Origin of the sequence: Acinetobacter sp. ANC 4169 (genome assembly GCF_002135355.1) — a bacterium.
In the GTDB taxonomy this organism is placed as follows: Bacteria; Pseudomonadota; Gammaproteobacteria; order Pseudomonadales; family Moraxellaceae; genus Acinetobacter.
The window spans coordinates 1-23,483 of sequence record NZ_NEGE01000017.1; the positions used below are offsets into that span (position 1 = coordinate 1).

The 23,483-nt window shown below is 40.2% G+C and carries 21 protein-coding genes and 1 rRNA gene; 20 read left to right on the top strand and 2 right to left on the bottom strand.

Annotated elements, in window-relative coordinates:
- Window positions 1-107: 107 nt before the first annotated feature.
- The 8 genes from rrf (at window position 108) to hisC (ending at window position 7,648) form a co-directional block, all read left to right on the top strand.
- Window positions 108-222 (top strand): 5S ribosomal RNA (rrf, locus tag B9T26_RS13090).
- Between the two features lie 323 nt (window positions 223-545).
- Entirely contained in the window at window positions 546-2,000 is a 1,455-nt protein-coding gene (locus B9T26_RS13095; protein WP_086200113.1) for an RNA polymerase factor sigma-54, read from the top strand.
- Window positions 2,001-2,174: 174 nt separating this feature from the next.
- On the top strand, window positions 2,175-2,507 hold the full coding sequence (gene hpf / locus B9T26_RS13100) for a ribosome hibernation-promoting factor, HPF/YfiA family (protein WP_086174951.1): 333 nt from the start codon (window positions 2,175-2,177) through the stop codon (window positions 2,505-2,507).
- Between the two features lie 137 nt (window positions 2,508-2,644).
- A complete protein-coding gene (gene ibaG / locus B9T26_RS13105) occupies window positions 2,645-2,896 on the top strand; it encodes a BolA family iron metabolism protein IbaG (protein ID WP_086174950.1) in 252 nt (83 codons plus the stop codon).
- A gap of 6 nt (window positions 2,897-2,902) precedes the next feature.
- Entirely contained in the window at window positions 2,903-4,159 is a 1,257-nt protein-coding gene (murA, locus tag B9T26_RS13110) for a UDP-N-acetylglucosamine 1-carboxyvinyltransferase (RefSeq protein WP_086200114.1), read from the top strand.
- On the top strand, window positions 4,159-4,854 hold the full coding sequence (gene hisG, locus B9T26_RS13115; RefSeq protein WP_086200115.1) for an ATP phosphoribosyltransferase: 696 nt from the start codon (window positions 4,159-4,161) through the stop codon (window positions 4,852-4,854). Before murA ends, hisG begins: the two co-directional genes overlap by 1 nt.
- A gap of 182 nt (window positions 4,855-5,036) precedes the next feature.
- On the top strand, window positions 5,037-6,338 hold the full coding sequence (gene hisD / locus B9T26_RS13120; protein WP_171263012.1) for a histidinol dehydrogenase: 1,302 nt from the start codon (window positions 5,037-5,039) through the stop codon (window positions 6,336-6,338).
- A 218-nt stretch (window positions 6,339-6,556) separates the two neighbouring features.
- A complete protein-coding gene (gene hisC / locus B9T26_RS13125; protein ID WP_086200117.1) occupies window positions 6,557-7,648 on the top strand; it encodes a histidinol-phosphate transaminase in 1,092 nt (363 codons plus the stop codon).
- Between the two features lie 92 nt (window positions 7,649-7,740).
- On the opposite strand, the gene pabB is transcribed toward hisC, so the two are convergent.
- Complete coding sequence (gene pabB, locus B9T26_RS13130) at window positions 7,741-9,093, bottom strand: aminodeoxychorismate synthase component I (protein WP_086200118.1); 1,353 nt, start codon at window positions 9,091-9,093, stop codon at window positions 7,741-7,743.
- A 256-nt stretch (window positions 9,094-9,349) separates the two neighbouring features.
- Between pabB and B9T26_RS13135 the strand changes: the two genes are divergently transcribed.
- The 6 genes from B9T26_RS13135 (at window position 9,350) to B9T26_RS13160 (ending at window position 17,573) form a co-directional block, all read left to right on the top strand.
- Complete coding sequence (locus B9T26_RS13135; protein WP_086200119.1) at window positions 9,350-10,405, top strand: DUF6160 family protein; 1,056 nt, start codon at window positions 9,350-9,352, stop codon at window positions 10,403-10,405.
- Window positions 10,406-10,601: 196 nt separating this feature from the next.
- The gene (locus tag B9T26_RS13140) at window positions 10,602-11,441 is read left to right on the top strand and encodes a C39 family peptidase (protein WP_086200120.1); all 840 of its coding nucleotides are present in this window, start codon (window positions 10,602-10,604) and stop codon (window positions 11,439-11,441) included.
- A gap of 46 nt (window positions 11,442-11,487) precedes the next feature.
- Window positions 11,488-12,723 (top strand): hypothetical protein, encoded by a 1,236-nt coding sequence (locus tag B9T26_RS13145; protein ID WP_171263011.1) that lies wholly within the window; start codon window positions 11,488-11,490, stop codon window positions 12,721-12,723.
- A gap of 12 nt (window positions 12,724-12,735) precedes the next feature.
- Window positions 12,736-14,400 carry an OmpP1/FadL family transporter gene (locus tag B9T26_RS13150; protein WP_086200122.1) on the top strand — a complete coding sequence of 555 codons (1,665 nt, stop codon included), beginning with the start codon at window positions 12,736-12,738 and terminating at the stop codon, window positions 14,398-14,400.
- Between the two features lie 32 nt (window positions 14,401-14,432).
- Window positions 14,433-15,590, top strand: coding sequence for a putative pilus assembly protein FilE (filE, locus tag B9T26_RS13155; RefSeq protein ID WP_264754456.1), 1,158 nt, complete (start codon window positions 14,433-14,435; stop codon window positions 15,588-15,590).
- 21 nt (window positions 15,591-15,611) lie between these two features.
- Complete coding sequence (locus B9T26_RS13160; protein WP_086200123.1) at window positions 15,612-17,573, top strand: hypothetical protein; 1,962 nt, start codon at window positions 15,612-15,614, stop codon at window positions 17,571-17,573.
- Between the two features lie 60 nt (window positions 17,574-17,633).
- Here the strand turns inward: B9T26_RS13160 and B9T26_RS13165 are convergent, their stop codons facing one another.
- Window positions 17,634-18,182, bottom strand: coding sequence for an NUDIX hydrolase (locus tag B9T26_RS13165; RefSeq protein ID WP_086200124.1), 549 nt, complete (start codon window positions 18,180-18,182; stop codon window positions 17,634-17,636).
- A gap of 125 nt (window positions 18,183-18,307) precedes the next feature.
- Here B9T26_RS13165 and B9T26_RS13170 point away from each other — a divergent pair, with 125 nt between their 5' ends.
- The 6 genes from B9T26_RS13170 (at window position 18,308) to B9T26_RS13195 (ending at window position 23,472) form a co-directional block, all read left to right on the top strand.
- The gene (locus B9T26_RS13170) at window positions 18,308-18,925 is read left to right on the top strand and encodes an NUDIX hydrolase (protein ID WP_086200125.1); all 618 of its coding nucleotides are present in this window, start codon (window positions 18,308-18,310) and stop codon (window positions 18,923-18,925) included.
- A gap of 34 nt (window positions 18,926-18,959) precedes the next feature.
- Window positions 18,960-19,490, top strand: a complete 531-nt coding sequence (locus tag B9T26_RS13175) for a gamma carbonic anhydrase family protein (protein ID WP_086200126.1) — start codon at window positions 18,960-18,962, stop codon at window positions 19,488-19,490.
- A 131-nt stretch (window positions 19,491-19,621) separates the two neighbouring features.
- Window positions 19,622-20,287, top strand: a complete 666-nt coding sequence (gene tsaB, locus B9T26_RS13180) for a tRNA (adenosine(37)-N6)-threonylcarbamoyltransferase complex dimerization subunit type 1 TsaB (RefSeq protein WP_086200127.1) — start codon at window positions 19,622-19,624, stop codon at window positions 20,285-20,287.
- A gap of 12 nt (window positions 20,288-20,299) precedes the next feature.
- Window positions 20,300-21,124 (top strand): undecaprenyl-diphosphate phosphatase, encoded by an 825-nt coding sequence (locus B9T26_RS13185; protein WP_086200128.1) that lies wholly within the window; start codon window positions 20,300-20,302, stop codon window positions 21,122-21,124.
- Window positions 21,118-21,936, top strand: coding sequence for a class I SAM-dependent methyltransferase (locus B9T26_RS13190; protein WP_086200129.1), 819 nt, complete (start codon window positions 21,118-21,120; stop codon window positions 21,934-21,936). The genes B9T26_RS13185 and B9T26_RS13190 overlap by 7 nt, the downstream gene beginning before the upstream one ends.
- Before the next feature lie 123 nt (window positions 21,937-22,059).
- Window positions 22,060-23,472 carry a C13 family peptidase gene (locus B9T26_RS13195; protein ID WP_086200130.1) on the top strand — a complete coding sequence of 471 codons (1,413 nt, stop codon included), beginning with the start codon at window positions 22,060-22,062 and terminating at the stop codon, window positions 23,470-23,472.
- Window positions 23,473-23,483: the final 11 nt, after the last annotated feature.

The window sequence follows — 23,483 nt, forward strand, 5'->3', positions numbered from 1 at the left end:
TGACAATATTCAACTCAGATATACCTGTTAATGTATTCTATTTGGTACGAAGTAAGGCATACATCAAATGATGTAAATAAGACCCGAACAAGTCCATAAACAGTTGTGCTGGCGACAATAGCAAGAGTGAACCACCTGATCCCTTCCCGAACTCAGAAGTGAAACCTCTTAGCGCTGATGGTAGTGTGGGATTACCCATGTGAGAGTAAGTCATCGCCAGCTCATTATTCCAAACACCCCCAACCCGAATAGCATTGCTAGGAGAGTTGGGGGTGTTTTTTTGTGTGGGGGAAAAATAAAAAGTTTAAATTAAGTCATAAACATCAAAAAAGTATAAAAAGCGAGAGCTTGTGTTGCCCCTGATCTGGTCTGCATTTAAATAGATAGTATGCTGAAAGACCGTGTTTGATGGTATTTGCATTTTGCAACGGGTTCGGCTGTTCTAATGACAAAAATGTAGGATTTTAAAAAATTCTATGCTATAAAATTATAAATAGGCATAAAAATTGCTTAGAACAAATTTTTAAAAAAAGAGTAGAGGAATTATGAAGTTATCGGTTGGATTAAAAGTTGCTAACTCATTGTCGCTGACACCGCAGTTGCAGCAGGCCATTCGTTTGCTTCAATTATCGAGTTTAGAGCTTGAACAGGAAATTCAGGTTCAACTGGATAGTAATCCTTTATTAGAAAAAGTAGAAGAATTATCGAATATTGAAAGTTTAACTTCTTTAGAAGATCAGGAGCGTAATGACAAGGACTTGACCAATGAGTTGAATGCCAATACCTTGCCTGATGATCTGCCGGTAGATACGGATTGGGATGATGTATATACCCATCAACCGACCAGCTTGGGTTCTCCTGAATATGAAGATCGTGAAGATAATCGTCAGGGGCACTTAGGTCTAAAAGAACACGTACTAGAGCAGATAAATTTATTACATTTTTCAGCAGTTGATCGACTCATCGCGCATTGTATTGTTGATTCTTTGGATGAAAAAGGGTTTTTGGACGCAGAAATTTCCGAAATCACCGCATCTGTGCAGCATTTATTGGAATCCATGGATTACGATGATGAAGTAGAAGATGATGAAGTTCTCGTCGTTTTAAAACATATACAACATCTTGATCCGGCTGGTGTAGCATCACGTAACCTGGCTGAATGTTTATCTGTGCAATTAGAAAGTTTACCTGTGCATACCGCTTATCGTCGTGAAGCGTTAACCTTGTTAAGTCATTACGAGTTGCTGATTTCAAATGAATTGCCAAAGCTGGTTAAACAGACCGGTTTGAATCCAGATCAGTTGAAATGTGCAGTCGACCTGTTAAAAACATTAAAAGCTTATCCGGGAATGGAGTTTGAAGAGAAAGACTCGGATTATCAAATTCCCGATGTGGTGGTCATGAAAAAGAATGATCATTGGCAAGTACAACTCAATCCAGATGTTATGCCTAAATTACGGGTCAATTCTTTTTATGCCAATATGATTAAACGTGCAGATCAAAGTAACGATAATCAATATCTGCGCAATCAAATGCTAGATGCAAAAAACTTTATTAAAAGTGTCGATGAGCGTCATAAAACCTTATTGAAAGTTGCGACCTGTATCGTAGAACATCAAAAAATGTTTTTGGAAATCGGTGCTGAGGGGATGAGACCTTTGGTACTTCGCGATATTGCAGAAGAGGTTGAGTTGCATGAGTCGACAGTTTCACGTGTGACCACCAATAAATTTATGCTGACACCACGTGGCTTGTTTGAGCTGAAATATTTCTTCTCCAGTCATGTTGCGACTACTTCTGGTGGAGAGGCTTCGTCTATTGCGATTCGAGCGAAAATTAAAAAATTAATTTCAGAAGAAAATCCGCGTAAGCCTTTATCTGACAATATTATTGCCAATTTATTGAAACAAGATGGGATTGATGTGGCACGTCGAACTGTTGCTAAATATCGAGAGTCGTTACATATTCCATCATCTTCTGAGCGAAAAGTCTTGATCTAATTTTTAAAATCTGATTATTCTATGGATTCATTATGACAACATAATGAATCTTTTTTTTCTTTTAAAGGAGTGGTTGAAATGATTTAAATTGTGAATTGCAGAATCCTATTTTCTGTCATCAGATCATTTCGGCTATGACTTTAACTAATCCTAAAGAAGGTGAGGGATAGAATTATGCAAATAACAATTCGTGGTCATCACTTAACTATCACCCCTGCAATTGAAGATAATATCCGACTAAAATTTGCTGAAATGACCAAGCATTTAGACCAAGTTAATAGTATGCAGGTAAAATTGACCAAAGATCATCAAGTAGACAAACGTTCAAGAAAAGGAAGTTTAAATCATATTGCTGAAGCCATTATTCGTGTACCGGGGGCAGAATTATTTGCACAGGCGACAGCTGATGATATGTATACTTCAATTAAAAAATTAACAGAAAAACTTAAAAGACAGTTACATAAGCATCGGAAAATGCAGGTTGCATCCCAGCCATTGCTAGCATAGTTTGGTTTTTGAACGAAAAGAGGTTTTTGATGACCTCTTTTTTTATATATTAAATGTTATACGTTAATGCTTTATTTTTCATATTTATAGTAAAATGGCAGGTTTTTACACCGTTGGTCCTATAAGAGGTCTTTGTGATGAATAGTGAACAGCTCACTGAAATTTTAAAAGCTGCTTTTCCAGAGGCTGAAGTTGCAGTTAGTGGGCAAGGTGGTAAGTTTGATCTTCGAATTGTCGATGAACAATTTGAGGGCAAGCGTCCTGTCGCACGCCAACAGGCGGTTTATGCTCCGTTAAATTCATATATTGCTAGCGGTGAAGTACATGCAGTAACTATTCGTGCAATGACCCAAGAAGAATGGCGTAAAGCAAGCTTATTCGGAGCTTAGAACTAGATGGATAAATTTTTAATTCAGGGCGGTGTTAAGCTCGAAGGTGAAGTGCGTATTTCTGGTGCAAAAAATGCAGCACTTCCATTACTTGCTGCAATGATTTTGCCTGAAACACCCACTGTTTTGACTAACGTGCCAAACCTGAAAGATGTCAACACTTTAGTGAAGTTGATTGCGGGTTTGGGTGTACAAATTACCTATGAAGGCGACACAGTTAAAGCAGATACCTCAACATTAGACAATCAATTTGCACCATACGAACTAGTCAAAACCATGCGTGCATCAATTTTGGTGCTTGGTCCATTATTGGCGCGTTATGGTAGTGCAAAAGTCTCTTTACCAGGCGGTTGTGCCATTGGCTCACGTCCAGTCGATCAACACTTAAAAGCGCTAGAAGCTTTGGGTGCAGAGATCGAGGTTGAAGCCGGTTATGTCAATGCTAAAGTTGACGGTCGTCTTAAAGGTGGCGAAGTTGTCTTTGATATGGTGACTGTTGGCGGTACTGAAAATATTCTGATGGCAGCAGTTTTGGCCGATGGCGTCACCACCATCCGTAATGCGGCGCGTGAACCTGAAATTACTGATCTGGCACAAATGCTCATTGCCATGGGTGCAAAAATTGAAGGTCTGGATACTGATACGCTGGTAGTTACAGGTGTTGAAAGCTTACATGGCTGTGAATATGCCGTAGTGGCTGACCGTATTGAAACAGGTTCATATTTGGCTGCAGCTGCCATTACTGGGGGTAAAGTAAAAACTACCCATACTGATCCTTCATTACTTGAAGCAGTTTTAGATAAATTTGAAGAAATGGGTGCAGAAGTCACCCGTGGTGATGACTGGATTGAGCTGGACATGATGGGCAAGCGCCCTAAAGCAGTCAGCTTCCAGACTCTGCCGCATCCAGAATTCCCAACCGATATGCAAGCACAAATCATGGCAGTCAATGCCATTGGTCGCGGCTTTGCTACAATTTCTGAAACGATTTTTGAAAACCGTTTTATGCATGTACCTGAGTTGTCACGCATGGGAGCAAATATTCAGGTTGAAGGTAATGATGCTGTGGTCACTGGTGTAGAAAAACTTTCTGCAGCACCGGTGATGGCAACGGATTTACGTGCTTCTTTCTCTTTGGTTTTGGCTGCTTTAGCTGCTGAAGGTGAAACCCTGATTGACCGTATTTATCATATTGACCGCGGTTATGAAGATGTCGAAGCAAAATTACAAGGTTTAGGTGCCCAAATTAAGCGAGTAAGTTAATGAGCGATATGAGAAACGATGATCCAAACTTTGACGTTATGGGCAATTTTGATCATGGTTTAACTTTAGCATTAAGTAAGGGACGTATTTTAAAAGAGACTTTACCTCTGCTAGAAACAGCAGGGATTAACTTGCTGGAAGATCCGGACAAATCTCGCAAGTTAATTTTCCCAACCACACATAAACAGGTACGTATTTTAATTTTACGTGCTTCTGATGTACCGACTTATGTTGAAAATGGTGCAGCGGATTTGGGTGTTGCGGGTAAAGATGTGCTGATGGAACATGGCGCGCAAAATGTTTACGAGCCATTGGATCTTAAAATTGCCAACTGTAAACTCATGACAGCAGGCAAAGTGGGTATGGTTCGCCCGAAAGGCCGTTTAAAAATTGCTACCAAATACGTGAACTTAACCCGTCAATACTATGCAAGCTTAGGTGAGCAGGTTGATGTCATTAAGCTTTACGGTTCAATGGAACTTGCTCCATTGGTTGGTTTGGGTGATTACATTGTTGATGTAGTAGATACAGGTAATACCTTGCGTGCCAATGGTTTAGAGCCTTTGGAAGAAATCTGTAAAGTATCTTCACGTTTAATTGTAAATAAAGCCAGCTTTAAACGTAAGCAGACTTTATTGAATCCGATTCTGGCACAGCTTGAAAAAGCCGTGGAAGAACGTGAAAAAGCTAAATAAGCTTACTGGATAGAAAATAAAAAACCGTCCTGCTGGGCGGTTTTTTTATAGGTGATTTTTATCATAAGAAATATTTATGCGCATCAATGTTATTTTCTATGAAATCCAAAGCAATAGTTGCAGTATAAATGCCCACAATCCTCAGGAAACAAGGTAAACTAAAGTTTTCCAATTCAAACCTTGTGGGTAAATTGATGCGACGTTTATCGACTCAAGATCAAAGCTTTAAGCAGTCTTTTGCAGACTTGCTGGCTTTTGAGACAGTTAGTGATCCTGAACTTTTAAAAACCGTAGACCAAATCATTGCTGATGTTCGTCAGCATGGTGATGCTCATGTTCTTAAACTCACTCAACAGTTCGATCGACATCCAGCGCATCAGTTTTCAGATCTTGAACTGTCACAAGAACAGTTAAAGACCGCTTTCGATGGCTTAAATACAGAAGTGCGTGAAGCTTTAGAATTGGCGGCTAATCGTGTTCGTGAATTCCATCAAGCACAAAAGCAGGATGGCTGGACGTATGTTGATGCTTTGGGCAATACCTTAGGTCAAAAAATTACACCGCTTGACCGTGTCGGGATTTATGTACCGGGCGGTTTAGCGTCTTATCCATCTTCGGTGTTGATGAATGCAGTTCCTGCACATGTTGCGGGTGTGCCTGAAATTATCATGGTGGTTCCTGCACCGAATGGTGAACTCAATTTATTGGTTTTGGCAGCGGCATATTTGGCTGGCGTTCACCGTGTATTTACCATTGGTGGGGCACAAGCAGTTGCAGCATTGGCTTATGGTACCGAAACCATTCCATCGGTCGATAAAATTACCGGTCCGGGCAACCGTTTCGTGGCTGCGGCTAAACGTGCGGTGTTTGGTCAAGTTGGTATCGACATGATTGCAGGACCTTCAGAAATTCTGGTTTATGCCGAAGGTGAAAATAACGCGAAATGGCTGGCGATGGATTTATTGTCTCAAGCTGAGCATGATACTGTGGCTCAAGCTGTTTTCATCACACCAGATGAACAGCTTTTAAACGATGTTGAACAGGCAATTGAAGATCATCTAGCTGAGTTGCCTAAAGCTGATATTGCCCGTACTTCAATTGCCAATCGTGGTGCATTGGTTTTGGTGAAAGATCGTCAAGAAGCGATTGATTTGATTAATCAGGTTGCTCCTGAACATTTAGAGCTTTGCTTAGATGAAGCGCAAGAAATGTCGGAAAGCATTCGCCATGCCGGTGCGATTTTCATGGGGCGCTATACGCCTGAAGCGATTGGTGATTACTGTGCAGGTCCAAACCATGTATTACCAACTTCAGGTACCGCGCGCTTCTCATCGCCGCTGGGTGTATATGATTTCCAGAAGCGTTCAAGCTTGATCATGTGCTCACAAGAAGGCGTGAAAACTTTAGCGAAAACTGCAGATGTATTGGCACAGCAAGAAAACTTGGATGCCCATGCACGCTCAGCGCGTTATCGTTATCAGTAATGAATTATCGGCTAGATGAAAAAAATCTAGTTTTCTAAAATTATAAACCTCTCCCTAACCCTCTCCTGAAAGGAGAGGGAAACTCATGTGATGAGAATAGTTTTGATGTTCGATTCCATCATTCATGAGATGGAGATTCCTCTCCCTGAGCGAGCTTTAAGGATTGCTTTAAAGCAAAGCGCAAGAGAGGTTAGGAGAGGGAAATAAGAGAAATAAAAATGTCGACCATCACAACAGAACAAATGCGTTTTTGGAGTCCTGAAGTACGTGAGCTAGAACCTTATGTACCAGGTGAACAACCTAAAATCCAAAATTTATTAAAACTCAATACCAATGAAAATCCGTATCCGCCATCACCTAAAGTGGTGCAAGCGGTGCAAGCGGTACTGGCAAATTCAGCAGATGTCCTGCGTTTATATCCAGACCCAGATGCATTAGCTTTAAAACAAGCCATTGCCAAGCAGCAACAAGTCGATGTGAGTCATGTCTTTGTCGGCAATGGTTCTGATGAAGTGCTGGCACACATCTTCAAAGCATTTTTTGTACAGGAATTGCCAGTGCTGTACCCGGACATTACCTACAGTTTCTATCCGGTTTATAGCCAGTTCTTTGGGGTAAAAACCAAAGTGCTACCGCTCAATGACGACTTTGAAATTGTGGTGGATGACTACAAGCAAGCCAATGGCGGGATTATTATTACCAATCCGAATGCACCAACCAGTATTGCATTGGGTTTATCTGCTATTGAAAAAGTACTTCAAGCCAACCCCAATTCTGTGGTAGTGATTGATGAAGCTTATGTTGATTTTGGTGCAGAATCTGCGGTCAATTTGGTGGAAAAGTACGACAATTTAGTCGTATGTCAAACTACTTCTAAATCACGTTCATTGGCTGGATTGCGTGTTGGTTTTGCCATTGCACAGCCACATCTCATTGCTGCACTGGAAGCAGTCAAAAACAGCTTTAACTCTTATCCAATCGATCGTTTTGCGATTGCAGCTGCTGTGGCATCTTTTGAAGATCAAGAGTACTTCGAAGCGCAAAATGAGAAAGTGATTGCAAGCCGTGAAAAGTTGGTTGCTCAATTGGTTGAGCTTGGCTTTAAAGTCTTGCCATCGAGTGCAAACTTTATTTTTGCATCCTTAGCAGATAAAGATGCAGCTGAATTAGCAGCTGAATTACGTGAACGTGGCATTATCGTACGTTATTTCAATAAGCCACGTATTAACCAGTTCCTGCGTATTACTATCGGTACAGATGAACAAAACCAGCGTCTGGTGAATACTTTAAAAAATGACATCTTGTTGTAATTGAAATCCACCCTAACCGTCCTTTGATAAAGGAGGGAATTCCTCCCTTTGAAAAAGGGAGGTCGGGAGGGATTAAAAATTGCTTTTTTAATTTATTCAGGTTTATACCATGTGTTGAGCAAATCCAGCATGGCAGAAACTTTATCAAAACATTCCTGATATTCAGCATCACAATCTGATGCAATGGTGATGCCACCACCGGCCCAAACAGAAACATTATCCTGATATTTTTGAATCGAACGAATTAGAATATTCCATGAACCAGTGCCGTCAAAATTAAAATACCCCATCGAGCCACAGTAGGCTCCGCGTGGAGCACCTTCTAGTTCTTCTATAATTTGCATGGCTCGAATTTTGGGAGCGCCAGTAATCGATCCCCCCGGAAGAGCAGACATGAGCATATGAAAAGGATTGACATCTTCCTTCAAAGTAGCAGTAACTTCACTGACCATATGGTGAACTTGATTAAATGACTCAATTTCAAAAAGTTTTGGTGTTTTAACGGATCCTGTTTCTGCGTATACGCTTAAATCATTACGCAGTAAATCCACAATCATCACATTTTCGGCTTGATCTTTTTTAGAGTGAATTAAGCTTTGTTTGGATTGTTCATCTTGTTCGGCATCTTTATAGCGAGGCATCGTACCTTTGATCGGTTTTGTAATGATTTTTCGGTCTGCTTCAAAATCGATAAACAGTTCAGGAGAACAGCTTAATAATTCAAAATTATCAATTTTAAGATAACCTGAATAAGGTGCATCGGTTAGTTGCCAAAATGCTTCTGCGGTATCCAGTAACAAGCCTTGTGCTTTGGCGGTAAATTCCTGAGTCAAATTAATCTGGTAGCAATCACCCGCCCGAATATAATCTTGAACCTGCTTAAAGGCAGTGACATATTGCTGTTGACTCCAGCGTGCAGTGCAAGGTTGCGTAAGTGTAAACGTTTGATGGTTTTTATTTTGCTTGTCTTTATCTTGTAAGGCCTCCTGAATCACTTGAAAAATTGTTTCAGCATCATGCTCATAACTAAAAAAGGTCCAACCTTGATCGGTCAGTTTAATATAGCTGCAATAAATACCTAAAAATAAAGAGGGCTGATTTTTGGGTCGAATGTTAACCTGTTGCTGGGCCGCCTCATCATAGCTGATAAAACCAATTAAACCGCCATTAAAATCAGAATGAGAATTTTGCAAACTTGGCTTAAAAAAATTATTGAAATCAATTGATTTAGAATTTTGTTGATATTGGTTTAACGATGTCCTGTTAAATTTCTGAATTTTTTGATTCTGAATCAGCATATATTCAGAGGCAAAAAGTGCAATAACAGCTTGGTTTACATTTTTTAAGTAAACGACATGGTTTAAATGCGATAGGCATAAAAGAACTTGAGTAGGATTAAGCTGTTGTTTAGTCAGCAATTTTTTAAAAATAACAGACTTATTCATACGAGGTTGCTTTATAAAGTCGATACATAGATGGCATATTCTATAACATTGTTAATGCATAAAACCTGTAAATACCGTTTATCGGTAACATATAGATTGCGACCAACAGCAGTTGAACAAAAAATCACACAGATATAACTTAACTAGGGCAAATCAGCTGCTCAAGGAAAGACTCACTATTGTCAAAAAATAAAAAACAATCAGTGAAATCGAGTAGTTAACAATCAAAAAAATAATACTCTTGGGAGAGTACGAAATGAAAAAATTTACTAAACTTGCTTTAGTTTCTTCATTAGCAATCAGCGCAAATGCGATGGCAATGCAAGCAATGGATGATGCTTCATTGGGTGCTACTACAGGTCAAGATGGTTTAAACATCGGAATCGGTATTTCAAAAATTGAAATTGATAAAGTGTTTGTACACGATAATGATGGTATGGGAGCAGCTGGTTATAAAGAGCTTCAAGCTGATGGCGTAACACTTGTAGATAAAACGTCTGGTGCTGGTGCTATTTATATTAAAGGAAATGGTATTTCTAAGCTAGTTGGTGGTGTTGAGACTAACGTTGTAAAAGACAAGGGTATTGTAATTGGCGCAAACTATGATAATGGTGGTGCTTACTTACTTCCGTCACGTAACTTGGCTGACTTGGTAATTGACTCAGATGCTGGTAATGGTAATCCATTTATCAACATTGCAGCAAAAGTTTCAGGCTTGGATATTAATATCGGTGAAATTGGTGTGGTTGGGTCAGCTGCTAAACCAGGAGCTACTGCAACAAGTATCCGTCGTGGTGGTACAGGAACAGAAAACGCGATCTTATCAGGTCTTTCTGTAAAAACTGGTCCAATGACTGCAAACATTCAATTAGGTGCTGCTCCGCAGGGTGCAATGGTTAAATTGAGTGCTGCTATGATTGGTGGTTTAGAAATTAAAGATTTGGGTATTCTTGATAACTCAACACTTGGTAAGACAGTTGTTCCAGCAGCCCTTTCACCAACTGGTGCTAATATTAATACTACTGCGGCGGGCGAAATCTTCATTGAAAGCATTAAGTTGACAGATGCTAACAGTAAAGATTTAACCTTGAATCAAAGCATTAGTGTAATGGGTAAATCAGCTGCAAATAATGGTTTCATTCGTATTGTTAGCACAAGTGGTGCGCATGATAACTATGTGGCAGGTATTCATTTAGGTAGCCGTGATGCAGCATCTATTGGTGATGTGGAAGTTCAAGGCATGCAAACTTACTTTAGTCCTGCTGCTGGTGTTTATGTGCCAGGTGCGATTATTACTATCGCTGGTCACTAAGTTTCCATTTGAAAAAGCGCGTGTATTCACGCGCTTTTTTTTACAAAAAAATGTGAAATTTTTCAAAAAAACTAAAAAAAAGCTGTTTTTTTTTATAAAAAAGGTTATCTTCCTTTTTACATGGATGTAGAGCATAAGCTCTAGAAAAATAATGAACACTGGCACGTCATGCCGATAACTAGAAAAGTTAAAACATATGTTAGAGATCGCACTAGGCTCGGCATTGATGTATTACGCTGCCAAAGAAGCCTTTGAAATTAAGAAAAAACCAGCAGAAGCGGTTTATTACACCGAAACTTTAGATTCTCGGCAAGATTCCTTCAATCGAATGCATCGGGAAGCAGTTCTTATTAAGCCAGCAATGGAAGATCAATTCAGGGGGATTGTTCGTCAAGCCTATGACTATAGCTGTGGGTCAGCTGCATTAACGACTTTATTGAATGGTTATGTTGATGTTGGTGTAACCATGACAGAACAACAAGTTATGAATGGTTTGCTTAAATTTGGCGAGACCGAGAAAATTGTTGAACGACGTAGTTTTTCTTTACTTGATATGAAACGCTTTGTTGGGGCAATCGGTTTTGAAAGTGGTGGATACAAAGGCGAATTTTCCGATTTGGTTAAACAAGGTCAACCGGCAATTGTTCCAATTTCTTATGCAGGTTTTAAGCATTTTGTAGTGTTTAAAGCGTACAAGAATGGCCGTGTTTATGTGGCTGACCCTGCATTGGGTAATATCAGTTTTGATGAAACGCGTTTCAAAGATATCTGGGAAAACAATACCTTGTTTTTAATTAATGTCGCACCTGAAAAAAGAAAAAATTTATTGGCACTTCAAGATGCAGATTTACGACATGTCGAAGATGCAACTGTGAATCGCTATGCTTTTGTTGATATGCAGTATCCACAATTTTATATGGAAAAAATTGCAGATAAAGCTTCAACGATTCGTTTGGATAAGAATTTAAATTCAGACTCAGAGCAGTTTGGTGAACCAACATATAATTTCTTACGTCTTTATTACAAAAGTAAATAGCGTATAAAAGTAGCAGATTAAAAAAATAAAAATGGTGGGATGGAATATGAATCGTAAATGGATGAACAAAACTTTATTGGCTTTGAGTGTTCAAATGGCAATAGGGGTGGCATATGCAGCAGAAGAACCTGTACTTGGAGAATATGAGGTTGTAGATCAACAGGAAACAGAAGTTGAATCTACCTCGTCACAGCCTGCAAATACGCAAACGGTAGCAGCTGTAAATGCTGAAGTAGAAGAGCCGGCACTCGGTGAATATGAAGCTGTTGATGAACAAGTTGATAATACCCTATCAACACCGCCAGCCGATAATAGTGCTACCGCGCAATCACAACCAGCCGATGTAAATTCACAAGCTTCTTCTGCCTTGCAACAGCAAGAAGGGGATGCAAATAAAGAAGCAAACCTGCAAGAGGTTTTTACCTCAAATGAAAGACAATATTCATTAATTAAAAAAGGTGATATTTCATCTTATTATGATATTGATTACACCTATTATCGTGATACACAAATTGATGCTGAAATGTCTAAAGGTCAGCTCTATCAACTTCGTGTTCAAGAAAATGCAACACATTCCATTACCAATACATTTACTGGACAGTATGGCATTTTAGATAATTTGACATTTACTGCTTCAGTCCCTTTAGTTGCTAAAACAGATTTATTAAAAGATACCTCTACAGCAGGTTTAGGTGATATTTCTTTTGGTGCACGCTGGGAGCCATTTCCACTAAAAGCAGGCAGATTGCCACTCATTTTATTCGGTAATATTTCAACCAAAACGGGTGATAGTCCTTATGAAATTAACGCAGCTGATGATTTAGCGACAGGTAAAGGCTATTACTCTGCAGGTATCGGTGCAAGTACACGTAAGTATATTGATCCTGTTGTACTTTTCGCTTCCGTTTCAGCTAACTATGGTTTTAAGGAATCAGGGCTGAACCAGCGCCGTGGTACTCGCGTGATTGATGAGTTTGAACCAGGAATCAGCGGTGGTTTTGCTTTAGGCTTCGCTTATTCATTTAACTATGATGTGTCTATGACCATGTCATATCAACAAAGTTTTAATACCGGTTCACAATTTACTTATACTTCGGGTGAAAGTTATTCACCGGCGGATCAGACCAGTTCCACTTTAGCAATTTCATTGGGTGTTCGTGTTTCACCTGAGACCATTGTCAACGGAACTGTGGGTATAGGCTTAACAGAAGATGCTCCAGATGTATCGTTAGGTCTGTCATTCCCACTTGATATTTTAGGTTTCGGTAAGAAACTTCGCTAAGAGGGTAGTCGTATGTATAAGATTCGACTTCGCCCGTTAGCTGCAGCAATTATCGTATCGGGCTGTTCAAGTGCAACTTTTGCTCAATTAGGTACCAACTTATCTGTTGATATTCGATCATTGAGTATGGGGAATGCTGTTACTGCAGATCCTCCAGGAATTAGTGCAATTCATTTTAACCCTGCAGCCTTGACCAAAATTGAAGGTCTGCAAACCGATGTACAAGGGATTCTTGCTAATTTTGATATTAAACGCGAATTTTCAGTTCCTGCGGGTTATAACGTATTTGGCTATTCAGATGACCCGATGGTGTGTAATGACGGACCAGAGGTTTCTTCCGATTTATGTACCGACTTTAAAGGTACAGTCAATGGGGATGTAGAATACGTAAGTTTATACGTTCCTGTATTGAAAAAAATGGTTGATCTTGGTGAAGGTCTACCCATGGCAGCACCTACAGCAGGTATTGCTTATAATCCACCGGGCTCTAAAACAACTTTTGCAACGGCGATGTATGCACCTTTGGTTGCCGGTTTTGGTGCCGAAAATGGTAATCCTGGGAATTATATGGGGCAACAAGTTGCTCTAGAAAGGATTACCTATTTATCTCCATCTATTGCATATCAAGTGAATGATGAGTTATCTGTGGGTGCTTCTATTGGTATGTCATACCAAGCCATTGGTTTAAAAACGGATTTGCGTTTTCCCAATGAATTAATTGGTATGTTACGAATGATTGATGAAGTCGTTTGTACACCTTTTAAAGAAAACTCGGACATTATTACCGACATTCTGTTGCTAGGGATGTGTAATACCGAAGAAGGCATGAATCCATTTGGCAAGTTTGGTCAATTGCAACTTTCCATGGAACAATCGCTTAGCCCAAGTTATAACTTAGGTGTAATGTGGGAGCCGACTGACGATTTTAGCTTTGGTATGGTATATCAAAGTGCGGCAAAAATGCGTTTAAAAGGTAAATACCACATTGATAATGCAAAGGCTCCTCGTGAGCTGATTAATGGTTTAATGTCATCTCCTACGGGCCAAATTCTTGCTGCAATTTTAGGTTTCCCGAATTCTATACCTGCAAGCGAGTCTGGGCTTGTTTCAATGGATTTTGAATATCCAGCACATTTTCAGGCGGGAATAAAATATAAGGTTTTACCTGATTTACAAGTTAATTTTGATGTAGGCTGGACAGACTATAAAGCTTGGGACAAGTTTAAGTTTGAATTTGACCGACAAGTTTCAGCATTAAAAATTGCTAAATTATTATCTGAAAATATTGGGGATAGCTCTCTTGCACTTCCGCTGGCATTTACTTCACCTTGGAATTTTGGCATAGGTGTGGAGTATTCGGCAACGGATCGTTTGAAATTACGAGCCGGTTATGAACCTCGTAGCAGTGCAATTCCTGATAATAAGCGAAATACAATGGTTCCGATTAACAATGCACAATTGTTTGGGCTAGGTGTAGGCTATCGTTTTGATGCAGATACCGATTTAGATTTATCGATTGGTTTTTTACGTAGTAAAGATAATATTCCGGCAAATACAAGTAGTCTGTCAAACCAAACGGGTGTAAATAACATTCTGTTAAATCCATATGCAGGTTTAAATGTTAAAACGGATACCAAAGTTACGATTTTAGGATTGAACTATAGAACACGATGGTAGGTAAATTGAAAATAATGAAAGGGAATTCATTGGTGAAATCGATACTTACACTATGTATGGTGCAGGTATCATTTTCGCATGCGGGCGAGTTTTATACTATTATTGGGCCAGATGGCCGACCTATGGTGGTACAGCAAAAATCTCAGCCCAAAAATAGAGAAACTGAGGTAAATAAATCTGCATCAGCAGATACTATTGTTCAAGAAAATCAATCAGTCCATTCCTCAATTAATCAATCTGAAATTAAGACTGCTGCTACTCAAACAACCCCATCATTGCAACTAAAGGCGGAAAATAAAGTAGTAGTTCAAAATGCCAAAAAAACAGCTTCTACCCATCTTGATGTGGCTAAAATACCGCAAGCGAAGTATGTAGAACCTAAAACTGAGGAAAAGGAAAAAGCTGTATTACAGCCTCAATCCAACCCTAAAAAGGTGGAAGAAACTATACATCTCGCGACCAGTACAGCTAAAGAAGCTAAAAATGCGGAAAACTATGTAACGATTGATGGTACGCAATATATAAAAAATGAATATCTGGAAGACCAGGAATTTAATCTGGAAGGTAAGAAGCGTTTTTATGCTATGCCCGAAGGTATAATCGATACTAAGCATGGGGCGACACGTTTACAAATGGTTGAGCGTGAAAAAGGGGTGAGTAAATCCTTGCTGCAATCGATTTTTAAAAAGAATCAAAAGCAGGATACTGGTCCCATTACATTGTCATCGACCTATTATAGGGTTTCTCAAGTAGATGCTGTTAAAAGTTTAGGCCAACAATGTATTCAGGATAAAAAAATTAAAAATGCGAAAACTGTCAGTTTGGATAAAGAAGTCAATGTCTGGCCGCGTGCACCATTAAAAGATCAATTTGATTTTGAAATTGTGAAAGTTTCCAATGCCATTCAGAATGTTCAGATTAATTCGTATGCTTCACGGCAACAGAATCCGACCTTTTATTGGCCCTTTGTAGTTTTTTTAGATTCAAGTGGTTGTGTACTTGAGGGTGCAGGAGGTTTTAAAAATCATGAAGCTGCTGACTCATTTACTACACATCAAAAAATTGAAGGAATTGTTCATATTCCTTCTCAAAGCCAATATTTATTATTGACTCCTTTAGCCAGTGCGATAGATTTGGAAAACAAGGCACTCACTAACCAGGGTCAATTAAAATTAATAGCAATTCGCTAAGGATATAAGAAGAGAATTAGGATGAAAAATAAATATTTACTCCCTTTTGCCCTCACTACATTGATGGCAGCATTAAGTGGTTGTGGCGGTGAAAGTGCCAATGTTATTCCTGAAGCCTATGATTCAAGTACGGAAAATGGTGCATGTACTGTAGGTAGTGACGGATGTGTGGAATTTGCATTAGATTATCCGCTTGATGGACTTAATTTTAAGTGTAGCAGTGATACGACTAACAGCTTTATTTCTCTTATAGATTTAGCCAATAATGTGGCTACCGGTAGCTGTAGGACAGGTGATAAAGTCAATTTCTTTATTAAAGGTGAAAAAGATAAACAGATTAATCTGGGAACGGTGGATTTAAGTAAAATTGCGCTGGTCAGTACTACAGGGCAAATTCCACGATTGACCATTTTAGATATTGCGCAAGGGATAAAGAATCAGTCTGCAATAAATCTAGATCAGAATGATGCAACAGTTAGGGTTGCAATGAGTCTGGTAAAAATTTTGCAAGTGTTAGCCTTGGAAGATAATAAAATTGTTGAGCCTACAGATATTCAGGCTTTATATATTACAGATGCAATGCGGACAAAATTAGATCTGATTTTAAATTCAGTCACGACTCAACAAATCATCAATGGTGAATATGTAGCAATTATTAAGCCATGGGTTGATGTCAGCAAAATCACGGATGATCAGGCATTTGAAGTGGTGAAAAAATTAATAACAATTTCCAATGCGGCAGTATATCAACCAGAGTTTTCTTTATTTTCTACCAGTGGTGTAGTTGGAAACTTGCTGTCTGGTTCGGATGGTTTGGTCGGTTGTAATAAAGATATTTGCAGTGCAACCGATACATCGACCAAGTTTTTATTTGGGCATTTCATGTTAATTACTGACCGCCAGGGTTATACGCTGGGTAGTGGTTTACAATGGCGGGGCACTATTGATAAGCAATTAACTGCACTCAGTTCCGTGAATGCTGAATTGATTCGAAATACAAGACCGATGCGGATGACCGCTGCAGCGCAATCTCACTGGATTAATCCGATCAGCAAACAAATTGACCAGGATTACCAGTTTGATGTGGGGGATGTGAACTCACAACCGCTCATTGTTAATCAGGGCAAACTCTACAATGATTATATGATTGCTGGGAAAGAAAAATTCTATAAATTATTAACCAAGAAAACCACATTGACTGCCAGTGATTTACTGGATTTTGGCCAATGGCAGCAAAATATTAATTCAGGTGAGGTATATAAAGGTAGTTTAGACCTGTATAAAATTTTCCCTATTACCTATCTGGATAAAAAAGTCTTTAAATCGGTGAATAACGTGGCCTTAGGAGATAAATATGTCTTCCCGTTGTATGCCGATTTAACATTTAAATTTACACAGACTTCTGTGTCTGATGTAAAGCTAGGGATTGTTATTGACCGTAATGGTGATATCCGTACCAATATGAAGCCTGGCTATACTGAAAATGATATGTCTACAGATGCAGTAAATGGCTGTAGTGGTGAAGATATACTTCCGAGTTCATTTAAGGATACAAATGATGTGCAGCAATACCGTTTAGGCACAATTGCCCGTACCTTCACTCCAGAGCAAGCGATTTCTATACGTATGATTTTAGCGGGTGAAGTATTTAGAAAAATTGATGGTGCCTTGGTCGGAATGAATTCTTCCATTAAAACATCATCTGATTCATCCTCTGAAAATATTGTTGTGGGAGGGGCATTATTGCGTTTGACCAACCTGTTGGATCCGACACTGCCAACTGGACAAAAACCACCCGCAATAAGCTTTAGCAACTCGGACAATGGTACGGTGCAGTGGGGGAATACCTTGGCGAGTTTCCAAGGTATTTATAATGCAAACAACACAACTTCGGCGACAGATAATGATAAAGCGCTGGCAAAACTGAATGGCGGGACTTTGCAACTGTCTTTAGCGCCATGCTATACGATACAAGCCAAGTAAATGAAAAAAAAGCCCATCTCATGATGGGCTTTTTTATTGCAGGTTAAAAGTTAGAAAATTTTAACCGGTATGATCTAAACGGGTACCTAAAGTTTCTAAATGCATATCAAATGAACCAGTTTTACGGTCTGCAAAATAATGTCTTAAGGTCCATTCTACGCTTGGAAAAGCAAGTTCAGTCCAGGGAATTTCATGTTCTTCAAATAAACGTGATTCAATGGTCTCTTCACCTGCACCGAATATCCCGTTCACTAAATTGGCTTTAAACAGCACATAAATTTGCCCAATTCGGGGGATGTTGTACATACAGTAAAGTTGTTCAATTTCGACTTCAGCTTCAGCTTCTTCCCGAGTTTCTCTGGCAGCGCCTTGTTCCATGGTTTCAAACAGTTCCATATAACCAGCAGGCAGGGTCCATAAACCATAGCGTGGTTCAATGGCACGGCGGCAAAGCAAAACTTTATTTTCCCACAATACAAGTGCACCGCAAATCACTTTGGGATTGACATAATGAATATTACCGCAATCTGTACAAACACGGCGTAGTTGATGGTCGCCGAGTGGAATTTTTTCCGTTGTTTTATGTCCGCAAATTACACAGAAATTCATATTCATCGTCAATGATAAAGGTGTTGATCAGCATAACTGAAAAATCCAAATTTGGCATCATTTCTATCCTTTGGAATAAAAATTCAGCTATGATGAAATAAAGAAGGTAGCAGGAGCAGTAACACATGGATGACTACTCATTAATACAATTATTACAGCACAGGTTGCGCTTTTCTACGCGTATAAAGCCTGCTCAGGCTGCTGTACTAATTGCGATTACCGATGAGTCCGATCCCAAAGTTTTGCTGACGCGCCGTTCTTTATATTTATCTAACCATGCCGGAGAGGTTTCTTTTCCGGGCGGGAAAAGAGATCCACAAGATACCAGTAACATTGTGGTGGCTTTGCGCGAAGCCTATGAGGAAACCGCGCTTAATCCATTTGATGTGCAGTTGATTGGAGATTTGCCCATGCAAAAAGCCCGTAATGGCATGCTGGTCAAACCTGTGGTTGGATTGATTCCTGCTGAAGTGAAATTGATTCCTCAACCAACTGAAATTGATCGTATTTTTTTTGCATCGCTCAGCAGTTTAATGAATGCACCACCTATTCCCTATGAAGTACGATATGCCCATCAGTCCTTGTATTTTCCCAGCATGCGCGTGGAAAATGAAATTGTCTGGGGCTTAACAGCGCGAATGCTGGTGTCACTGTTTCGGTATGGTTTGGATTATCAAAAGGAATGGCCTTTTTTATTAAATTCGCCTGCTTTTTACGGCAAAAAAATGAAGCAGACTAGATAAATTCAGTAATATCAAGATCAAGGAAGATGAAAAAATGATGTACAAATTTAAGGGGCATGCACCTCAAGCAACACATCAGCCTTGGGATGGCTGGGTGGCAGATACGGCCACAGTGATTGGTCAAGTGGAAATGGGAAAGCAGGTCAGTATCTGGTTTGGTGCAGTGATCCGAGGCGATAACAGCAAGATTAAACTGGGTGATTTTACCAACGTTCAGGAAAATGCCGTTTTACATACCGATGCCGGCATTGATATGCATATTGGCAGTTATGTCACGATAGGGCATCAAGCGATGCTGCATGGCTGTACTATTGGTGATAATAGCTTAATTGGCATTAACAGCGTGATTTTAAATCATGCCGTTATAGGTAAAAATTGCATCATCGGTGCCAATGCCTTAATTCCTGAAGGAAAAGTGATTCCTGACAATTCTGTGGTGATGGGTTCACCTGGAAAAATCGTGAAGACTTTAGATCAGGCGGCAGAAGTCAAATTAAAAATGAGTGCTATGCACTACGCAGAACATTTCAAGAATTTTCAACATTTAGAACCTGTTGAACTTTAATTTGTAAAGGATAGGTTTAGCCAAGTATAGACTTGGCTTTTTTGTATCCTGCGAATGGAAAATCTCGCCTAGCACGCATGAGTGGAGTATGATATCCGACGTTTTTATATGTAAATGAATTAAGGTTGTGCATGAAATTGCTGGCATTGGAAACTGCCAATGAGCAGTGTTCCGTTTCTATTGTAGATGACACTCAAGAATTATTTTTTCAATTAGATGCGCGAGCAAAAGCACAAACGCAAACGATTCTCCCAATGATCGAACAAGCTTTTAACCAGCTTGATTTGTCTGCTGCTGACTTAACTGCAATTGCATTTAGCCGTGGTCCAGGTTCGTTTAGTGGGGTGCGCATTAATGCGGCGGTCACTCAGGCCTTGGCATGGGCAAACGATTTGCCGGTAGTTCCAGTTTCAAGCTTACAGGCCTTAGCGCAGGCAGCCTATCGTGTAGCGGGTCTACGCTCAGTCACAGCGGTGCTGGATGCCCGCATGAACGAAGTTTATATTGCCAGTTTTGAGCTAGATCAGCACGGCATTATGCAGGCTGTGAATGAAGAACAACTGTTAAATTATGCCGATGCCGAGCAAATGGCTCAATTTGAACTGGTGGGGTCGGGTTCAGCTTTAATTAAGCCAGAACAAATACAATACAAAGACTTAAGTGCGACGGCACAAGATATTGCGACCATTGCGCGCGCGCATGCGGAGCAAAAACACTGGGTCAGTGCTGAACAGGCACTACCAGTGTATTTACGTGATAACGCTTGGAAAAAAATTCCAGAACAAGGCAAATCATAATTAGGATTTTCTATGGATCTTTTACTGCTGCTGAAAGCGGCAATTATGGGTATCGTTGAAGGGATTACTGAATTTCTACCGATCTCCAGTACCGGACATTTAATTCTCGCTTCAGAACTCATGAATTTCTGGACTAAAGAAAAAAGCGATGTATTTGTCATCGCTATTCAAATGGGGGCGATTGCAGCAGTTATTTATGAATACTGGGCTCGTCTTTGGGGTGCAGCAACGGGAATGTTTACCGGTGAAGTCAAAGGACGTCATCTCGGTTTTAGCCTGATCATGGCATCCATTCCAATTGTGCTGGTTGGCCTGACTTTTGGACAGGCAGTCAAAGAATTATTATTTAATGATATTGCTGTGGCAATTGGTTTAATTGTTGGTGGCTTCATCATCATGTGGATTGAAAAACATCCGCCAGCAGTCAATGCACAAGAAGTTGAAAACATCAGCTATAAAGAAGCAATCTGGATTGGTTTAATTCAGGTACTGTCTTTAATTCCTGGAACATCTCGTTCAGGTGCAACCATTATTGGTGCCATGTTCTTGGGTATATCGCGTAAGGCTGCTACAGAATTTTCTTTCTTTCTCGGTATTCCGGTAATTGTCGGTGCTGGTCTGCTCGATCTTTATCAAAGCTATGAAGTGATGCAAACCACTGAAGACTGGACTGTTTTAGCAGTCGGTTTGATGGTTTCCTTTGTTTCAGCCTTGATTTTAATTCGTGTTTTAGTGGCTTATGTGGCGAAACGTGATTTTATGGTCTTCGCCTGGTACCGCATTGCCTCTGGTCTTTTAATCTTACTGTTTGCATTTACAGGCTGGAAATTATGGTAAGCGAGATCCGCTTATTTGTAGAGCAGGAATTTCAACAGAAAGCACAGCAGTATTCTGCTGTGCTTTCTTCGCGTGGGATAGTGGTAAAGCTTGAAATCATTGAAAAACTGAATGCCCGATTTCTGCGTCTAAATCCAGAACTGGCTTTATGTGCAGATGAGTCGGGACTGTGGTTGTGTGCCAATGGCATGAAAATGCAGCCTGATTGGCAAGCTGAAGTGCCACGTTTAAAACGGTCATCCTTAAAATCTGAAATGATCGCACGTGCATGCAATCTCGGGGAAAAACCCAGCTTGATTGATGCAACGGCAGGTTTAGGTCACGATAGTTTGTTGATGGCACATTTGGGTGCAAATATCACCTTGGTGGAACGACATCCGATCTTGTTTACTTTGCTTGAAGACAGTAAAAATCATGCGCAAAATGATGCTTTTCTGAGTTCAGTTGTGGCACGGATTGATCTGGTTTTTTCTGATTCTGCCGATTATTTAAGGCAGCAGGCTGAGCAGCAGCATATAGTGGATGTGGTTTATCTTGATCCAATGTTTCCACAGCGCGATCAGAATCAGCAAGCCATTAAAAAACAGGCACAAGTTAAAAAGCAGATGCAGTTATTACATATGCTGTTGCCTGAACATGGTGAAATGGATCTGGGTGATAACCTGTTAAGCCTGGCGCAAAAAGTGGCTAAACGGGTGGTGGTGAAGCGTCCACGTCTGGCTGTCTATTTGGCCGATTTGGAGCCAGATCATCAGTGGCAGGGTGATGCCTGTCGTTTTGATGCCTACTTTCAGCATCATCTTTTAGAGTAGTTTGGTAATTGCTTCAATCTTGTACATTAATTTGTTATATAGTGCCAAAGCAGCATTGATAAAACTTTCATCAAGCATAAACTTAGACAGTAAATTCGCGAGTTACAGCCACCCTGAAATCCTATGATCGACTTTAAACCCTCCATTAATTTTTGGCATGATTTTAAGAGCAACCAAACTGCAGGGATGTGGCTTTTTTTGGGTTCGCGCCGATCTTTGCAAATTGTTCGACCATCCATCCTGCAACTGATTTTTTGGGGAATTTTAGGCGGCAGTGCCAACAGCTTATTCAGTTGGCTCAGTGCAGACGAGATCGGGGAGTTTAACTCGCAGGGCCTGATCAGTTATGCTTTATGGCCTTTTATCGCGTTGATTGTCGGTATTTTCCTGTCGCAGCGGATTAATAATCCTCGTCTTATGCTGGTACCGGCCTTGTTGTGGCTGGTACTGGATACTCATATCGCTTTATTACAAAGCTTGATCCAATATCTGGGCTATATTGATGTATTGCCCTACATGTTCTATGACTATTTGCCGACCATCTTTATGGTGCTGTTTGTTTGGCAAAGTCTGGCAGTAGTATGGGTGTTTTCACGTGAATTAAAATGGCCGTGGTGGGAGCGGGCATTGATCGTTGCTGCGACACTTTTCACCCTTGTGGTGTGGCAAATGTCGGTTAAAAACCAGCCGATCTGGAAAGTGGAAGAAAGCCCGCCAAGTTTTGCTGAAGATGCCTTTTATGCGCAAAGCCGGATCTTGAACAAGTCGCTGGAATCGATCCAATATGGTGAGTTTGCCCAGTCACACTGGTATTTTCTTGGGGTCGCAGGTGCAGGTTATCAAGATGTCTTTAAGTCTGAAGTAGAGCGGATTAAAGAACAATTTGATACGCGCTTCGGTACTTTTGGCCGTTCAATGGTTTTGGTTAATAATCCGGAAACCCGAACCCAGATTCCAATTGCTTCGCGTACCAGTATGGAAATGGCGTTACGCCGTATTGGCCAGCAAATGAATAAAGAAAGTGATGTGTTATTTTTATACATGACTTCACATGGTTTGGCGAATCAGTTTGAAATGGAAAATGATCCGATTGATTTAAATGATGTTGATCCTAAATGGCTTAAAGATACTCTGGATAAGTCCGGTATTCGTTGGCGGGTGATTGTGATTTCTGCCTGTTATTCGGGAAGTTTTGTTCCCGCTTTGCAGGATGATAATACTTTAATTATTACCGCATCTGCGGCTGACCGGGCATCTTTTGGCTGTTCCAATGAAGCGGATTATACCTATTTTGGACGGGCCTTTTTTGATCAGGCTATGCGCGAGCAGATGTCTATACAAGGTGCTTTTGAGCAGACCAAAAAAACCGTGGCGCAATGGGAAACCGCGCAAGGATTTGAAGCTTCTGAACCGCAATGGTCGATTGGAAAAAATATGGAATTTATGCTGCCGCAACTCGAGCAGCGCTTATTTCCCGCTACAACTCAGACAGATATGAAAATAGAAACCCCACAATTAAGCGTGGCAGCACAATAAGGACAATAACG

What these genes read in the sequence shown, in the direction of transcription:
- B9T26_RS13095 (WP_086200113.1), top strand. Translation starts at nt 546, where the DNA reads ATGAAGTTATCGGTTGGATTAAAAGTTGCTAACTCATTGTCGCTGACA.
- hpf (WP_086174951.1), top strand. Translation starts at nt 2,175, where the DNA reads ATGCAAATAACAATTCGTGGTCATCACTTAACTATCACCCCTGCAATT.
- ibaG (WP_086174950.1), top strand. Translation starts at nt 2,645, where the DNA reads ATGAATAGTGAACAGCTCACTGAAATTTTAAAAGCTGCTTTTCCAGAG.
- murA (WP_086200114.1), top strand. Translation starts at nt 2,903, where the DNA reads ATGGATAAATTTTTAATTCAGGGCGGTGTTAAGCTCGAAGGTGAAGTG.
- hisG (WP_086200115.1), top strand. Translation starts at nt 4,159, where the DNA reads ATGAGCGATATGAGAAACGATGATCCAAACTTTGACGTTATGGGCAAT.
- hisC (WP_086200117.1), top strand. Translation starts at nt 6,557, where the DNA reads ATGTCGACCATCACAACAGAACAAATGCGTTTTTGGAGTCCTGAAGTA.
- pabB (WP_086200118.1), bottom strand. Translation starts at nt 9,093, where the DNA reads ATGAATAAGTCTGTTATTTTTAAAAAATTGCTGACTAAACAACAGCTT.
- B9T26_RS13135 (WP_086200119.1), top strand. Translation starts at nt 9,350, where the DNA reads ATGAAAAAATTTACTAAACTTGCTTTAGTTTCTTCATTAGCAATCAGC.
- B9T26_RS13140 (WP_086200120.1), top strand. Translation starts at nt 10,602, where the DNA reads ATGTTAGAGATCGCACTAGGCTCGGCATTGATGTATTACGCTGCCAAA.
- B9T26_RS13145 (WP_171263011.1), top strand. Translation starts at nt 11,488, where the DNA reads ATGAATCGTAAATGGATGAACAAAACTTTATTGGCTTTGAGTGTTCAA.
- B9T26_RS13150 (WP_086200122.1), top strand. Translation starts at nt 12,736, where the DNA reads ATGTATAAGATTCGACTTCGCCCGTTAGCTGCAGCAATTATCGTATCG.
- B9T26_RS13160 (WP_086200123.1), top strand. Translation starts at nt 15,612, where the DNA reads ATGAAAAATAAATATTTACTCCCTTTTGCCCTCACTACATTGATGGCA.
- B9T26_RS13165 (WP_086200124.1), bottom strand. Translation starts at nt 18,182, where the DNA reads ATGAATTTCTGTGTAATTTGCGGACATAAAACAACGGAAAAAATTCCA.
- B9T26_RS13170 (WP_086200125.1), top strand. Translation starts at nt 18,308, where the DNA reads ATGGATGACTACTCATTAATACAATTATTACAGCACAGGTTGCGCTTT.
- B9T26_RS13175 (WP_086200126.1), top strand. Translation starts at nt 18,960, where the DNA reads ATGATGTACAAATTTAAGGGGCATGCACCTCAAGCAACACATCAGCCT.
- tsaB (WP_086200127.1), top strand. Translation starts at nt 19,622, where the DNA reads ATGAAATTGCTGGCATTGGAAACTGCCAATGAGCAGTGTTCCGTTTCT.
- B9T26_RS13185 (WP_086200128.1), top strand. Translation starts at nt 20,300, where the DNA reads ATGGATCTTTTACTGCTGCTGAAAGCGGCAATTATGGGTATCGTTGAA.
- B9T26_RS13190 (WP_086200129.1), top strand. Translation starts at nt 21,118, where the DNA reads ATGGTAAGCGAGATCCGCTTATTTGTAGAGCAGGAATTTCAACAGAAA.
- B9T26_RS13195 (WP_086200130.1), top strand. Translation starts at nt 22,060, where the DNA reads ATGATCGACTTTAAACCCTCCATTAATTTTTGGCATGATTTTAAGAGC.